This window comes from Streptomyces sp. NPDC030021 (assembly GCF_055574035.1).
The window spans coordinates 38002-52911 of the sequence record NZ_JBVIAH010000024.1 but is presented as its reverse complement, the minus strand read 5'-3'; the positions used below and the strand labels follow the sequence as shown (position 1 = coordinate 52911).

At 69.6% G+C, this 14910-nt stretch carries 13 protein-coding genes; 4 read left to right on the top strand and 9 right to left on the bottom strand.

The window, feature by feature from the left end; genetic code table 11:
- Positions 1 to 99: 99 nt before the first annotated feature.
- The 9 genes from ACZ4YL_RS34610 to ACZ4YL_RS34570 all read right to left on the bottom strand — a co-directional run bounded on the left by ACZ4YL_RS34610 (position 100) and on the right by ACZ4YL_RS34570 (position 8846).
- Positions 100 to 366 (bottom strand): hypothetical protein, encoded by a 267-nt coding sequence (locus ACZ4YL_RS34610; protein WP_468121813.1) that lies wholly within the window; start codon positions 364 to 366, stop codon positions 100 to 102.
- Positions 350 to 1546, bottom strand: a complete 1197-nt coding sequence (locus ACZ4YL_RS34605; protein WP_468121811.1) for a cytochrome P450 — start codon at positions 1544 to 1546, stop codon at positions 350 to 352. The genes ACZ4YL_RS34610 and ACZ4YL_RS34605 overlap by 17 nt, the downstream gene beginning before the upstream one ends.
- Positions 1543 to 2691 carry a glycosyltransferase gene (locus ACZ4YL_RS34600; protein ID WP_468121810.1) on the bottom strand — a complete coding sequence of 383 codons (1149 nt, stop codon included), beginning with the start codon at positions 2689 to 2691 and terminating at the stop codon, positions 1543 to 1545. Before ACZ4YL_RS34600 ends, ACZ4YL_RS34605 begins: the two co-directional genes overlap by 4 nt.
- Positions 2688 to 3038 carry a hypothetical protein gene (locus tag ACZ4YL_RS34595; RefSeq protein WP_468121808.1) on the bottom strand — a complete coding sequence of 117 codons (351 nt, stop codon included), beginning with the start codon at positions 3036 to 3038 and terminating at the stop codon, positions 2688 to 2690. Before ACZ4YL_RS34595 ends, ACZ4YL_RS34600 begins: the two co-directional genes overlap by 4 nt.
- Entirely contained in the window at positions 3035 to 3778 is a 744-nt protein-coding gene (locus ACZ4YL_RS34590; protein ID WP_468121807.1) for a class I SAM-dependent methyltransferase, read from the bottom strand. The genes ACZ4YL_RS34595 and ACZ4YL_RS34590 overlap by 4 nt, the downstream gene beginning before the upstream one ends.
- A gap of 15 nt (positions 3779 to 3793) precedes the next feature.
- Entirely contained in the window at positions 3794 to 5290 is a 1497-nt protein-coding gene (locus ACZ4YL_RS34585; RefSeq protein WP_468121805.1) for an FAD-binding oxidoreductase, read from the bottom strand.
- Positions 5287 to 5973: an antibiotic biosynthesis monooxygenase gene (locus ACZ4YL_RS34580; RefSeq protein WP_468121804.1), complete on the bottom strand. Its 687-nt coding sequence runs from the start codon at positions 5971 to 5973 to the stop codon at positions 5287 to 5289. Before ACZ4YL_RS34580 ends, ACZ4YL_RS34585 begins: the two co-directional genes overlap by 4 nt.
- Before the next feature lie 8 nt (positions 5974 to 5981).
- The gene (locus ACZ4YL_RS34575; RefSeq protein WP_468121803.1) at positions 5982 to 6953 is read right to left on the bottom strand and encodes a methyltransferase; all 972 of its coding nucleotides are present in this window, start codon (positions 6951 to 6953) and stop codon (positions 5982 to 5984) included.
- Positions 6954 to 7244: 291 nt separating this feature from the next.
- Positions 7245 to 8846, bottom strand: a complete 1602-nt coding sequence (locus tag ACZ4YL_RS34570; protein ID WP_468121802.1) for an MFS transporter — start codon at positions 8844 to 8846, stop codon at positions 7245 to 7247.
- 213 nt (positions 8847 to 9059) lie between these two features.
- Here ACZ4YL_RS34570 and ACZ4YL_RS34565 point away from each other — a divergent pair, with 213 nt between their 5' ends.
- From ACZ4YL_RS34565 to ACZ4YL_RS34550, 4 genes are all read left to right on the top strand, one after another.
- The gene (locus ACZ4YL_RS34565; RefSeq protein WP_468121801.1) at positions 9060 to 10091 is read left to right on the top strand and encodes a helix-turn-helix transcriptional regulator; all 1032 of its coding nucleotides are present in this window, start codon (positions 9060 to 9062) and stop codon (positions 10089 to 10091) included.
- A 191-nt stretch (positions 10092 to 10282) separates the two neighbouring features.
- A complete protein-coding gene (locus tag ACZ4YL_RS34560; RefSeq protein WP_468121925.1) occupies positions 10283 to 12559 on the top strand; it encodes an ATP-binding cassette domain-containing protein in 2277 nt (758 codons plus the stop codon).
- Between the two features lie 73 nt (positions 12560 to 12632).
- Positions 12633 to 13274 (top strand): NADPH-dependent FMN reductase, encoded by a 642-nt coding sequence (locus tag ACZ4YL_RS34555; RefSeq protein WP_468121799.1) that lies wholly within the window; start codon positions 12633 to 12635, stop codon positions 13272 to 13274.
- Positions 13275 to 13391: 117 nt separating this feature from the next.
- Positions 13392 to 14894, top strand: coding sequence for an FAD-dependent monooxygenase (locus ACZ4YL_RS34550; protein ID WP_468121797.1), 1503 nt, complete (start codon positions 13392 to 13394; stop codon positions 14892 to 14894).
- The last annotated feature ends 16 nt before the right edge of the window (positions 14895 to 14910 follow it).

Below are 14910 nucleotides of genomic sequence, written 5' to 3'. Positions count from 1 at the left end.
CCCGGCAATCGCGGAGTCGCCCTCGCCCGGTGAGACGTACACAGGAGCGGTCCGCCCCGGCAGGGCGGACCGCTCCTCGGGGGAGGGGTCGTGCACACCTCAGCGTGCGCTCTCCGGTGCCTGCTCCAGGGGCTCACCGGGTGCCTCGGAGGACGTCACGTCCAGATCGAGGGCCCCCATCGGGCAGGACCTGACCAGCCTCTCCAGGTGACGGACGTCCCCGTCCCCCTCGCGGACGACGAGCTGCTGCCCGGAGGAGGTGAAGAGCGTGTCCGACAGGCCTTCGCACTGCTGGTGCAGTTCGCACCGCCGGACGTCGATCCTGACCACCGCCAGCACTTCGCCGGGTTCAGGACGTTCGTCCATGGAGCGTCACGTCCATCTTCTCGATGCCGCGGATGGTGTTGTGCAGCCTCCACGCAGGTTCTCCGACCTCGATCCTGTCGACGTGGCGGATCAGCGCCTCCAGGAGGCTCTGCCCCTCCAGGCGCGACAAGGCCTGGCCGACGCACGCGTGGATGCCGTGCCCGAAACCGACCTGCTGGGCCACGCCCGGCCGGGCGATGTCGAACGTCTCCGGGTCCTTCCAGAACCTCTCGTCGCGGTTGGCCGAGCCGAACAGCAGGAGCACCCGCGACCCGCGCGGCAGGGGCGCGCCACCCAGCTCGGTGTCCTCCGCCACGTAACGGGTGAACCCGCGGAGCGGCGATTCGAACCTGATGATCTCGTTGAAGGCCGACGAGACCAGCGAGGGGTCCTCCTTCAGCCGCTCCCACTGGTCCTGGTGCGTGCCGAGCAGCCACATCATGCTGGACAGCGCGCTGACGGACGTGTCCATGGACGGGGCCAGGAAGTCGCCGAGCAGGCCGGGCAGCAGCTTGTCCTCGATCTTGCCCTCGCGGGCCTCGGAGACCAGTTCGGCCCCCCAGCTCCCCGGGCGCAGATTGCCCGGCTGCGACATCCGGTGGAGGAACTGGCTCATCTCGCCCAGCAGGGGGAGCCCGGCCTGTGTGCGCTCGTTCATCGGCCCGAAGGCGTTGAATCCGGCACTGGCCCACTCCAGGAGCCGTTCCTTGCCCTCGTCCTCCGGCCATCCCAGCAGATCCGGGACCACGGCCAGGGGGAACGCCACGGCGAAGTCCTGGACGGCGTCGAACGACTGCCGTTCCACGAGCTCGCGTACCAGCCGGTCCGCCCAGGAGGTGACGTACCCCGTGATGTCGGCCATCGCCCGGGGCTTGAGGTGCCGCGCCACCAGTCCGCGTACGTAGGCGTGGTAGGGCGGGTCGCTGGTGAAGCTGCTGCCCTTCTGCGCCTTGTTGAGGGTGTCGGTGAGGCCCACGCCTTCGCCGGAGACGAAGGTGCCGTGCTGGTGCAGGGCCGTGTACACCTCGTCGTACCGGGCGGCGCAGTGCACCTGGTGCGAGGTGAGGTACACCACGGGTGCGGCGTCGCGGAGCGCGCTGTACAGCGGGTACGGGTCGGTGATCGAGGCGTCGGTGTACGGATCGAGATCGGTCTGAGGAATTGTGGTCGTCGGACTCACCGGTTCACCTTTTCCCGCGCAACGAGGTCTTCGATCAGCGGCACCATTCCCACGGCGGTGGGCGCCGTGGCGGCCCGCTCGGCCAGTTCCCGGGCCTTGAAGCAGTACGAGGAGTCGCCCAGCATCTCCTTGACGACCTGCGCGATCGCCTCCGGACTGCCTTCCTCGCGGTACAGCGTCCGGGCGCAGCCGAAGTCCGTGAGCCGCTTCAGGGTCGGGGTGAAGGCCTCGAACGGGTTGAGGATCAGTTGCGGGGTCGCGGTGTTGATGGCGTTGACCGCCGTCAGGCCGCCCGCCGGATGGATGATCACCTCGCAGGTGGGGAGTATGGCCTCCAGCGGGATCCAGCCCGCCCGGACCCGCGGGTACTTCTCCTGGAGCTGCTTCCCCTCCGCCTCGCCGATGGCGACGACGACTTCGACGCCGAGCTCCAGCAGCCGCTCCACGATGGCCGAGATCCGGTCCATCGCGCCCGGGAAGGCGTACCGGAAGCTCCCCATCGTCAGGCACACCCGGCCGCTGTCCGGGGTCTGCAGCATCCACGGATCGATCTGCCGCTGCTTGTTGTGCGGCGTCCAGCGCATGAAGGTGCCGGTGGTCTCGGTCAGGCCCGGCGGGCAGATGTCGATGCGCAGCGACGGGTCGGGCAGCGTGTCGGCGCCGATCCTGGCGAGCTGGTCCGCCAGCTCCTCGTGGAGGTAGTCCTCGTAACCGTGGATGTCGAACAGGTCCCAGGACTGGCGGACGAAGGGGATGCCGGCCGCGCGGGCGGCGATCTCCGCCCCGTGCCCCTGGCTGCCCGCGATCAGGACGTCGGCGCCCCACAGCTGGCAGATGTCCACCAGGTCGTCGCACACGTAGCTGCCCTGGCGGCCGAACCAGTGGCCCAGGTAGGGCATCTCCTGTTCGGGCCGGTGGGGGTACTCGATCGCCGGCCTGCCGTGGGCGGCGGCCTTGATGCTCTCGGTCGAATGCCCGCGGGCCACGGGGATGGACGGCAGGCCGATTCCGGTGACCGCGCCGGACATCTCCTCGAAGGAGGCCACCATGATCTCGTGCCCGGACGCCCGGAGCGCCGAGGCGAGGGGACCGATCGCGAACGCGCTGGCCGGGCTCGTGCCCGCGGCGTAGAACAGGGCCTTCACGCGGCGACCGCCGGCAACCGGTCCTTGTCGCGCTCCGCGAAGTAGGCCTCCTCCAGGCCCACGGTCTCGAAGTCGATGACGGCGAGGCCCGCGGTCAGCAGGTGACTCGAACGCAGCTCCCGGACCAGGTCCAGGTAGTCCTCCATCTCGTCGAAGCCCAGGATGAAGAAGCTCTCCGCCTCACGCCCGTACTTGATGGCGCGCACCGGGGTGAGCTTTCCGCCCCTCTTCACGAAGGCCCCGACGCTGGGGAAGACGTGCTCGTGCTCGATTGCTACGCGCTCTTCGAGCGACAACTCGTACCAGGGGGCCAGGTAGTTGACGACGAGGACGGCGGCGAACTTCATGCGCGGATCTCCGATCGGGTTTCCTGCGGGCGCAGTACGGCGTGCATGTGCCAGATCCGGGAGACGACGTTTCCGGCTTCGTCGATCAGCTGGTCGGCGAGGTTGTCGGTGGGGGCGTCGACCTCGAAGGTGCGCGGGTCGACCATCTTGGCCACGGCTTCGGCGGGCAGCGAGCTGTGGTAGCGCGTCGCCTCGATCACCTTGATGTCCCAGTCCGCGGAGAACGCCTCCCGCAGCTCCGGCTCCGAGACGCGGCGCGGGCCCGGGTAGTCGGGGGTGAGCTCCTTGGAGAAGGTGAACAGGTGGAGTTCGGCGCCGTCGTTGCACACGGCCCTCAGGAGTTCCGTGTACCGCGGCGTCTCCTCGGCCGGCAGCGTGTGGAAGAAGGCGCTGTCCAGGACGACGTCGTACCGGGGGCCGTCCGCCGCGAGGGAGAACGCGTCGGCCACCCGGAAGTCGACGGTCGTGTCGTTCCTGCGGGCCTTCTCGCGGCCGCACTCGACGGCGACCTCCGACACGTCGACGGCGGAGACCCGAAGGCCCTGGGACGCCAGGTACAGCGCGTTGTCCCCGAGGCCGCACCCCAGGTCGAGCACGTGCCCGTGGAAGCCGCCGTCGTCACAGATCCGGCGTACGGCCGGCTGCGGGCCGCCGATGTTCCACGGCATGAGGGGGCCCGACTTCTCCCCCTCCTGGTAGAGCTTTTCGAAGGGGATCTTCTCCGTGCTGCCGGTGCGCATCGTTCGCGGTTCCTCTCAGAGTTCTACGGACATGGCGTGGTGGAAGACGTTCAGGGGGTCCCATGTGCGTTTCGCCGCCCGCAGACGCGCGTAGTTGTCCTTGTAGTACAGGTGGTGCCAGGGCTGCTCCGACCGGTTGCGCTCGGCGTCCAGCAGGTCGGTGTCGGGGTAGTTGATGTAGCAGCCGTCCGTGCGGTCCCCGGTGACGGGCACCCCTCCCGTGCCGGCGAAGAACTCCTCGTACAGACCGCGCAGCCAGCCGAGGTGGAGCTCGTCCATCGAGGCGTCCTGCCAGGCGGTGAACCACGACGACTTCGCGACGGAGTCCCGCTGGGGAGCGGCGGTGGCCGACGGCGCGCGGCGGTTGATCTCGCCGCCGTAGCTGTTGAACATGACGTACGACGCCTGGCCGGGATGGTCGGAGTTCAGGTGCCGGTGGAGCACCGCGAACTGGTCGTCGGTGGGTGTCGCGCGGTGATAGGCGGACTTGGAGGCCGACCGGGCCCCCATGACGTCACCGCAGTCGGCCTGGCTCATGTAGCGGGTGCCGGTCAGCCAGCTCATCACGCCCCCGCGGGGGATGCCCACCGCGCGGGTGCCCTCCGTCAGCGACGCGACGAACTCGCCCAGGATCCTCCCCTCGGGGTCCACGTCGGCGTCCTGCTGGACCATGAGCTGGAGGAACCCGGAGTTGCGGTGGTTGACGAAGAAGCTGGCGAACAGCGAGTTCTCCGGTGTTCCTGGCGCGGAGTGGCGTTCGTGCCATTCGAAGAAGCGCCGCATCACGGTGACGAAGGACTCCTCGTCCATCGCGGCCCAGGGGTAGACGATCTTCTGCACGTGCACTCGGCTGCTCGCGCGAGCCAGTCCGATCGGCTCGGTGGCGAGGTGCTCCGGGCTGCGGAACTCGTAGGCGGTGACCACGCCGAAGTTGCCGCCCCCACCGCCGGTGTGCGCCCAGAAGAGGTCTCCGAGGTCGCCGGTGTCGTCGGCGCGCGCCGTCACCAGGCGGACGTCGCGCGACTCGTCCACGACGGCGACCTCCACGGCGTGCAAGTGGTCGACGGCCAGGCCGAGCTGGCGCGACAGCGGACCGTAGCCGCCGCCGGCGACCAGCCCTCCCATGCCCACCGCGGAGCAGGCGCCGAGCGGCAGGGACGCGTTCCAGCGGCGGAAGAGGGCCTTCTGCGCCTGGTCGACCGTCGCACCCGCACCGATCCACACCCCCGGCCCTTCGGCGGACGGGCCGACGGTGTTGAGGTTGTGGAGGTCCAGGACGAGGTCCCGTCGCGGCGAGCCGACGAAGTCCTGACCGCAGTGCCCGCCGGACCGGCAGGCGACGGCCCGCCCTTCGGCGACGGCCTTGCGCAGGGAGGCGACGACGTCGTCCGGCGTGAGGGGAAGGTGGAACTCCGCTGGCTCGACGGCGAACCGGTGGTTGTCCGAGTGCGAGAGCTCAAGGTACCGGGGGTCCTCGGGACCGACGGTGAAGGGTGACATCGGCAGGGTCACGACGCGTAGCCTTCGCACGACTGGGAGAAGACGGTCTGGTAGGTGTTGGCGTCCCGCGAGGTCAGCAGGGACTTGCCGCGTGCGCGCATCTGCCGGTCGTGCGCGGGGCGCTGTTCCTCCGGCATGGTGTGGAAGGCCTCGTAGGAGGCGGCGTCGTCCCACTGGGCGTAGTTGACGACCATGGTGCCGTCGAGCGCGCGCAGGATGCTGTGGGAGCGGTACCCGGGCACCTGCCGCATCCACTCGTCCGGCTTGTCGAGCAGGGACACGAGCTCGCTCTGGTCCTTGCTCTCGCACCCCATCAGGACGATCACGGTGAAGTCGTCCCGGTCCGGGCCTATTTCCGTCCGGGCGTCGCCGTCCTTCGTCTGGACGGACACCACCTCGGTCTTCAGCAGGTGCACCGACGTGGTGAGGTCGGTGAAGTAGGGAACGGTGTTGTGCTTGAAGTTCTCGCCGTCGTACCGCTCCTTGAGGTCGTCGATGGACCTCCACTGGATGTAGTTGGCCGCGCAGGGCTTCGCCACCCCCGCGTGCAGCGTGGACGACCGCCATCCCGGGTAGTTCGCCTTGGCGATGATGCCCCGCATGGCGTCCAGGAGAGTCGCCTGCTTCTCCGAGTCGGTGGTGTTGAACAGGTTGAACACGGTCAGGGAGCCGTTCTCGGGCTCGATGATCGGCATACGTCCTCCTAGGAGACTTTCTTGCCTTCGATGACGGACTGCAGTCCCGCGCGGCTGACCCCGACCAGCTCGATGCCGACCTCGGACATCAGGGTCCGGAACTCCTGCACGGTGCGCTGCTTGCCCTCGCAGAGGACGAGCATGTCCATGTCCATGAGCGCGATGGCCTGGTCCGCCTTCTCGTCCACGCCGGCCACGGCCTCGACGACGGCGAGGTGCGCTCCCTCGTGCATGGCCGACGCGATGTTCTTGAGGATGAGGCGCGAGCGCGCATCGTCCCAGTCGTGGAACACGTTGGAGGCCATGTACAGGTCGCTCCCCGCGGGGACGCTGTCGAAGAAGGAGCCGGCCTTCACCGTCACGCGGTCGGCGACGCCCGCGTCCGACAGCTCCGGCCAGGCCCGCGACACCACGTCCGGCTGGTCGAAGAGGACGCCGGAGGTTCCGGGGTGTTTCTGCAGTACGGCGGAGAGGAGCGCGCCTCGCCCTCCACCGACATCGGTGATGCTGCCGAACCGCGAGAAGTCGAATGCCTCGACCACGGGTCGGATGATCCTCTTGGAGAGTTCGGTCATCGCGGAATTGAAGACCGCGGCGGTGTCGGGATTCGATTCCATGAATTCCCATACGCCGGAACCGTGCATCGCGGCGAAGGGGGATCGGCCCGTGCGTACCGCTGTGGGCAGGTGCGCCCATGTCGCCCTTTCTGCAGTGGATCCCGTCCAGCGCGCGAAGTTGCGCATGGAGGCGTCGTCGTCGGTGGCCAGGGCGTGGCCCAGAGCGGTCAGCTCCATGGTGTGCTGCTCGGTCTGCCGCAGCAGGCCCACGGAGGCGCTGGCGCGGAAGAAGCGTTCCGCCATATCGCGTTTCAGGCCGAGCCGAACGGCGAGTTGCGCCGGCGTCAGGCCGCCGGGACCCAGCGCGTCGGCCACACCGAGTTCTGCGAATGTGCTGACGACACCGGCGCGCCAGCTACCCATGAGGAGATCGAGAAGCTGAATGCTGACGGGGGGCGACGGCGGGCGCAGCGATCCCGTGCTTGTAATGGTCATGATTTCCCTTCGACTGGTTGCCATGCGTCGAAATGAGGCACCGCTGCAAGGGCAGTTCGTTCTCGAACACACTCTGTTGCCGGTGCCGGAGCGGCGCTAGGTATTCCCATGGGATGGTCCTGGGAATCAGCGCCGGAACAGTGCAGAGTGCTGCGGGACGGAGCGGATTCGCCCGTCCTGCAGCACTCTGCGGCTGGTGGAGCTATGGGGCCGTGCGCTCTAGGAGGCAGGCGTCTGCTGGACGTCGGCGCCGGCTTCCGGCGCCCCGCCGGAAGCGTCCTGTCCGCCCCACTGCCGGGCGTCCGGCTTGCGCTGGGGGATGAGGAAGGTCGCGAGCATTCCGAGCACCAGCAGCGCGGCGCAGGTGTAGCCGTTGATCTGGACCCCGTAGGACATGGCGTCCCGGGCGGCGTCGGCGGCCGAGGCCGTCTCGGGGTTCTGGCTCAGCCCGGAGATCATCGCGCCCGCGCTGTCGGAGACCGCCGAGGACAGCTTGTCCGCGTCGGGCGTTCCCTGCTGGGCGAGCCGCTCGGACAGGTCGGAGTCCAGCGCCGTGAAGAACGTCGACGTCAGGATCGCGATGCCGAGCGCGGAGCCGAGCTGACGCGCGGCGCTCTGGATTCCGGAGCCCTGGCCGGCCTGCTGCGGCGGTACGTCCGCCAGGACGACGTTGGTGACCTGCGCGGTGGCGAAGCCGACCCCCATGCCGTACAGGAACAGGGCGATGCCGATGACCCACCACTGGGAGTCGCTGCTCGCCAGCAGGCCGAACATCAGCAGACCGAGCGCTTCGAGCACCAGGCCGATGCGGACCAGGCCGACGGGGCCGGTCTTCTCGGCCATGCCGAAGCTGGCACCGCTCGCGAAGAAGCTGCCGACCGCGACGACGAAGACCATCAGGCCGGTCTGGAGTACGGAGTACCCCAGGGTGTACTGGAGCCACAGGGGCAGTACGGCGAGGATGCCGAACTCCGCCAGCGCGATGATCAGCGTCGCGATGTTGCCCGTGCTGAAGGACTTGATGCCGAACAGCGAGGTGTCCATCAGCGGTGCCGTGCCGTTCGCGCGCGTCAGCCGGACCTGCAGCCGGAGGAAGAGCGCGAGGCTGACCACGGAGACGGCCAGGGCGACCGGGACGACCGACAGGTTCACCCCGTCACCGAAGGGGCCGAAGCTCTTGCGGGCCTCCCACCAACCGTAGTTGCGGCCCTCGATCAGACCGAAGGCGAGAAGTCCGAGGCCCAGCACCGACAGCACTCCGCCGACGGCGTCGACCTTGCCCGGCTGCCGGGGGGACGGCTGGAGGAACCGCATGATGCCCGCGAGGATCAGAACCACGACGAAGATGTTGATGCCGAACGCCCACCGCCAGGAGTACTCGGCGAGCCAGCCGCCCAGCAGCGGTCCGACCGCCGCGGCCGCACCGATCGTGGACCCCCAGATGGCGAAGGCCTTGCCGCGGTCGCGTCCCCGGAAGGTCATGTTGAGCAGCGCCAGCGACGTCGGCATGACGATCGCGCCGCCGACGCCCTGGGCGAACCGGCTGACGATCAGGGACTCCCCGGAGGGCGCCACCGCCGCGGCGATGCTCGCCAGCCCGAAGATCACGGTGCCGACGACGAACAGACGGCGTGCTCCCACGATGTCCGACAGGCGCCCCATCAGCAGCAGCAGGGCTGCCAGGATGATCGCGTAGGACTCCTGGATCCACTGGGCGCCGAACGCGGTGATCTTCAGGTCGTCGATGATGGGGGGCATCACCACGTTGACGATGGTGAAGTCCACGACCACCAGCGACACACCGAGGGAAATCGCGACCAAACCCAGCCAAGCGTCCCGATTGGCCGATGAGGGTCGAGTTGGATTTTCAGACACTGCGTTCTTCCGATCTTCTCGATGCAGCGCACCCGGTGGAACGCCGGGGGCGAAATACTGGAGCGGGAGGGGGACGTGCGCCGCCCCCGGAGCAACGGGACCATCGCAGGAGAAGAGGACGCGTGCTGACCTCTACCGATCGCAATCGGAGGGCAATTCTTGATCGCCAACCGCACACTGGAGCTCCTCAGCCTGCTTCAGGCACAGAAGGAGTGGACCGGCGACGGGCTGGCCGAGCGCCTGGGGGTGTCCCCGCGAACCGTCCGCCGCGACATCAACCGGCTCCGCGAACTGGGCTACCCCGTTACGGCGACGAAAGGCCCCTCCGGCTACTACCGGCTGTCCCGCGGGGCGCGTCTTCCCCCGCTGATAGTCGACGACGAGCAGGCCATCGCCATCGCGCTGTCCCTCCAGACGGCGCCCGCCTCCGTGGCCGGCATGGGTGACGCCACCAAGCGCGCGCTGAACTCCATCAGGGAACTCCTGCCGCCCCATCTCTCCCGCCGCCTCGCGACCTTCTCCATCGAACAGATAGAGAACGCCTGGGAGCTGGCCCCGCCCCAGGTCGACCCCGGACTGGTGGCGCAGCTGAGCGCCGCCGCGCAGGAGCGGGAACTCGTGCGGTTCACCTACCGGTCCATCGAGGTCGACGAGGTGGACGGCAGTGAGGTCCTCGCCGAACCCCACCGGCTCGTCGTCTGGTCGGGACGCTGGTACATGGTCGCCTACGACCAGCGCGGGTGCTCCTGGAGCGCCTACCGGCTCGACCGGATCGAACAGCCGGCGTCCACCGGGTGGCGCTTCCCTCAGCGCGACGTCCCCGAGAGGGACATCACCCGCTTCGTCCAGAGCCAGCCCGACCGCGGAGACACCCCGGACACCTGGCCCTGCTGGGGGACCATCCTGATGGAGTGCCCCGCGCCGCTGGTGGCCAAGTGGGCCCCGGGTGCGGCGAGTTTCGAAGCGATCGACGAGCGGATCACCCGGATACGGATGGGGGCCTGGTCGTGGTCGGCGCTCATCGGCTTCCTGGTCACCTTCGGCTGCCGGTTCACGGTCGAGAGCCCGCCCGAACTCGCCGAGGCTGCCCGCCGTGTGATGGGCCGCATCGACGTCGACATCCCCCGGGCCGACGCGCGTGCGGCGGCCCCGGCCGACGCGTCCGCCCCGGGGGGCGAACCGGCCCTGTGATCGCGCTCACGTGAGGCAGTAGAGGTCAGAAGCTGACCTCTACTGCTCCTAGCCTGGCTCGCCCAGCCCCGGCAATCACAGGAGACTCCTTGAATCCCGCCCGATCACTGACCGAGGCAGCGACAGTGGTCGCCGCGGAGCAGCCCGTCGACAGCGCACACCGCCACGAAGCGGCCGGGGCGACGAACAGGCTGTCCCACGACAGCGGCCACATCGAGGTGCGCGGGGCACGCACCAACAATCTCCGAGACGTCTCGATCGACGTACGCAAGGGCGCGCTCACCGTCTTCACCGGTGTCTCGGGCTCAGGCAAGAGCTCCCTGGTACTCGGCACCATCGCGGCCGAGTCGCAGCGCCTGCTCAACGAGACCCAGCCGACGTTCGTCCAGGGGCTGCTGCCCCAGACGGTGCGTCCGGACGTCGACAGCCTGCGCAACCTCTCCGCCGTCGTGACCGTGGACCAGAAGCGACTGGGCGCGGACCCGCGGTCCACCATCGGGACCGCCACCGACACGTACGGCCTCCTGCGCCAGCTCTTCTCGCGGCACGGCTCCCCGCACATCGGGTCCCCCAGCCGGTTCTCGTTCAACGACCCCTCCGGCATGTGCCCGACCTGCTCGGGCACCGGAGTGGTCACGGAGGTCGACATCGATCAGCTGGTGGACCGGGACCTCTCCCTCAACGACGGCGCGCTGCTGTTCCCCACCTTCGCGGTCGGCACCGGATTCTGGTCGATCTTCGTCAACTCCGGTTTCTTCGACCCCGACCTCCCCCTGGGCAAGTACGACGACCAGGAGTGGGAGAGGCTGCTGCACCTGGAGCACGCCAAGACCGACAGCCGCTCGCTGAAGGTGACGTACGAGGGCCTCCTGCCCAAGCTGCGGCGCCTGTACCTGAACAAGGAGCGCGAATCGCTCCAGCCGCACGTGCGGGCCGCGGTCGAGCAGATCGCCAGCACCGCGCAGTGCACGGCGTGCGAGGGCAGCCGCCTGTCGGAGGAGGCCCGCTCGGTACGGGTCAACGGCGTGGGCATCGCCGAGTGCACCGGTATGGAGATCGCCCGGCTCCTCGAAGTCGTGCAGCAGTGGAACGATCCCGCGATGGCGGGCGTCGTCCACGGCATCCGCGGCGCGCTCACCGCCATGGTCGAGCTCGGCCTGGGCTACCTCAACCTCCAGCGCCGTGCGGGCACGCTGTCCGGCGGCGAGTCCCAGCGGGTCAAGATGGTGCGCCACCTCGGCTCGGCGCTGACGGACCTGACGTACGTCTTCGACGAACCGACGACCGGCCTGCACGCCGACGACGTCGACCGGGTGCTGAAGGTGATGGCGAGCCTGCGCGACAAGGGCAACACCGTGCTCGTCGTGGAGCACGACCCGCAGGTCCTCGACGTCGCCGACGCCGTCGTCGACCTGGGACCCGGCGCGGGCACCCACGGCGGGACGATCGTCTACGCCGGTCCGCCGAGCGGGCTTCCCGCCTCCGACGGACCCACCGCCGCATCGCTGCGTACCGTGCCGCAGCTGCGGACCGCCCGCGAACCCCGGGGCTGGCTGCGGGTGGAGAACGCGGACCTGCACAACCTGCGCGACGTCACCGTGGAGATCCCCCTCGGCGTCTTCGTCGCCGTGAGCGGTGTCGCGGGCGCGGGCAAGAGCTCGCTGGCCCGTGGAGTGCTGCCCTCCCGCCTGGACTCCTACGTGATCATCGACCAGAGCCTGCCCCGGGGCAGCAGGCGCAGCACCCCGGCGAGCTGGACGGGCATCCTCGACCCGATCCGCAAGGCCTTCGCCCGCGCCACCGGGGCGAGCGCCGCTGAGTTCTCGTCGAACTCGGCGGGCGCCTGCCCGGCCTGCAACGGCCTCGGCGTCGTCGTGACGGAGCTCGGCCGCGGCGACACCGTGGAATCGCCCTGCGAGGAGTGCGAAGGCACCCGGTTCCGCAGCGAGGTGCTCGCCCACCGGCTGCGCGACCGCAGCATCGCCGACGTCCTCGCCATGTCCATCAGTGAGGCGTGCGCGTTCTTCACGGAGCCGGCGATCCGGGAGGTGCTGGCGAGCCTGGAAGGGGCCGGGCTCGGCTACCTGGGGCTCGGACAGCCGCTGTCGACGCTCTCCGGGGGAGAGCGCCAGCGGCTCAAGCTCGCCGTCGAACTCGCCTCGCCCTCCGACTTCTACGTGGTCGACGAGCCGACGGCCGGGCTGCACCGCCAGGATGTGGGGCGTCTGCTCGGTCTTCTGCACCAACTCGTCATGAAGGGCAGCACCGTTGTCGTGGTGGAACACGACCTGGACGTCATCGCGCAGGCGGACTGGGTGATCGACATGGGGCCGGGCGCCGGTGCGGCCGGCGGCGACGTCGTGTTCGCGGGGCTGCCCGAGGACCTGATGGAGAGCCGGGCTTCGGTCACCGGACGCCACCTCGCGAGCCGGGTCCGGGGCGAAGGCGCCGGCCACCCCGGGGCGTGACGCCGCCGTACTTCCCAGGACACGAAGCCGCCGGGCGGCCCGGGGCTCGGAACAGACAGAAGGAGCACATCAGATGATCAGGATCGCCGTCGTACTCGGAAGCACCCGCCCCGGCCGTCGCGGTGAGGCGGTGGCGCGGTGGGTCACCGAGGTCGCCGCGCGGCACCCCGCGGCAGTGGTGGGCGAGGTGACCTTCGAACTGGTCGACCTGGCGGACTACGCGCTGCCGTTGCTGGACGAGCCCGTCCCCGCCATGTTCGGCCAGTACCGGAACGAGACCACCCGGCGGTGGGCCGACGCCATCGGCTCGTTCGACGGGTTCGTGTTCGTGACCCCCGAGTACAACCACTCCGTGCCCGCGGCGCTGAAGAACGCCGTCGACCACCTGTTCGCCGAGTGGAACGACAAGGCGGCCGGATTCGTCAGCTACGGCGTGCACGGCGGGACCCGCGCCGTCGAGCACCTGCGGCTGGCGCTGGCCGAGGTGAAGGTCGCAGATGTACGGAGCCAGGTCGTCCTGTCGGTGTTCGCCGACTTCGACTACACGGGATGCGACATGACGGACCCGACGTCGGCCGGCCGGTTCACGCCGGGGGAGGGGCAGGAACCGGCGGTGAACACGATGCTGGACGAGGTCGTCGCCTGGTCGGCCGCGCTCAAGCCGCTGCGCGCGGACGTCGCCGCGGAGTCCGGGGAAGACGTCGTTCCGGTATGACGCACCAGGGCCGCCGCCTGCCCGTCACGGGAGTTCCCCTGCGATAGCACGGATATACCCCCGTCCTCACCACAGGTGCCCTACTCCGGCCGCGCAATTCCGAGCACTGTAAACGGCATGACGTTGCACGCCGCAGAAGCCATTCGGTCGCACGTACCGGTTCTCGTCGTGGGAGCCGGTCCCGCAGGTCTCATGCTCAGTGCCGAGCTGGCGCTCCACGGAGTCCAGCCGCTGCTGATCGACGCACTGCCGAGCCCGAGCGGACAGTCCCGGGCCCTGGGCTTCACGGTCCGGACGCTGGAGATCTTCAAGCAGCGCGGCATCCTGGGCCGCTTCAAGGGGCTCGCCCAGGTACCGGGAGTGCATTTCGCCGGCCTGAACATCGACGGCGACTTCCTGTCCAGCACGCTGAGACCGGCCAACCAGTACCCGCAGTCCAGGACCGAACAGGTCCTCGCCGACTGGTGCGAGGAGTGGGGGGTCACGGCCCTGAGGCCATGGAGGCTGGAGTCGATGGAGCCCACCGGCTCCGGATACCGCTGCGTGCTCAGCGGTCCGGCCGGGCGGCGCACCGTCGAGGCGGACTACGTGGCCGGTTGCGACGGGGCGGCCAGTGGCGTTCGCGAAGCGATCGGCATGCCCGCCCGCCGCACGCCCCCTTCCGTCCAGATGCTCCTCGGCGACCTGCGCGGTTGCGGGCTGCCGAACGAGCCCTTCGGGGTCAAGCACGAGAAAGGCATGGTCATGTCCGCGCCGCTGGGCGACGGGACGGAACGGGTCATCGTCTGCGACTTCTCCCAGCCGATGCGGCCGCAGGGCGCACCGGTCACCCACGCCGAGATCAAGAACGCGTACGAGAACGTCGTCGGCAAGCCCCTGACGGACGGCGAATGCCTGTGGGCGAGCTCGTTCTCCGACGCCTCGTCCCTCGTGGATTCGTACCGGGACGGCCGTGTGCTGCTCGTCGGGGACAGCGCGCACACGCACCTCCCGGCGGGCGGCCAGGGCATGAACGTTTCGCTCCAGGACGCGGTGAACCTCGGCTGGAAGCTCGCGCTGGTGAGCCGGGGCCGCGCACCGGATTCCCTCCTGGACAGCTACCAGGCCGAGCGGCACCCGGTCGGCCGGGAACTGCTGCTGAACACGGCCGCCCAGGGGCAGCTGTTCCTGCGCGGACCGGAGGCGGACCCGCTGCGCGAGATCGTGAGGCGGCTGCTGGAGGTGCCGGAGGTGTCGGTCCGGCTGGCCGACGGAGTCAGCGGACTGGACATCCGGTACGACATGGGCGACCCGGAGGCGTCGCCACCGGTGGGTGAGCGGTTGGCACCGGACGCCTTCACCGTGGTCGGGGCCGGCGGCGACGTCGTCGAAGAGCTGCGGCACGGCTCCGCCCTGCTGGTCCTCCTCGCCGACGACGGCGAGGCGTCCCCGCTCGCCGCGCAGTGGGGGGACCGGGTGCGCGTGGTGCACGCGCGGCCGATGGAACCGCGACGGAAAGCCGGTTCCGCCGAGCCCCTGAACCTGTTCGTCCGGCCGGACGGCCACATCGCCTGGGCGGGCCCGCGGAGCGACGGGCTGAGCACCTCGCTCAGCCGTTGGCTCGGCGAGCCCGCCGCGTAACCAGAGGAGGAAGACC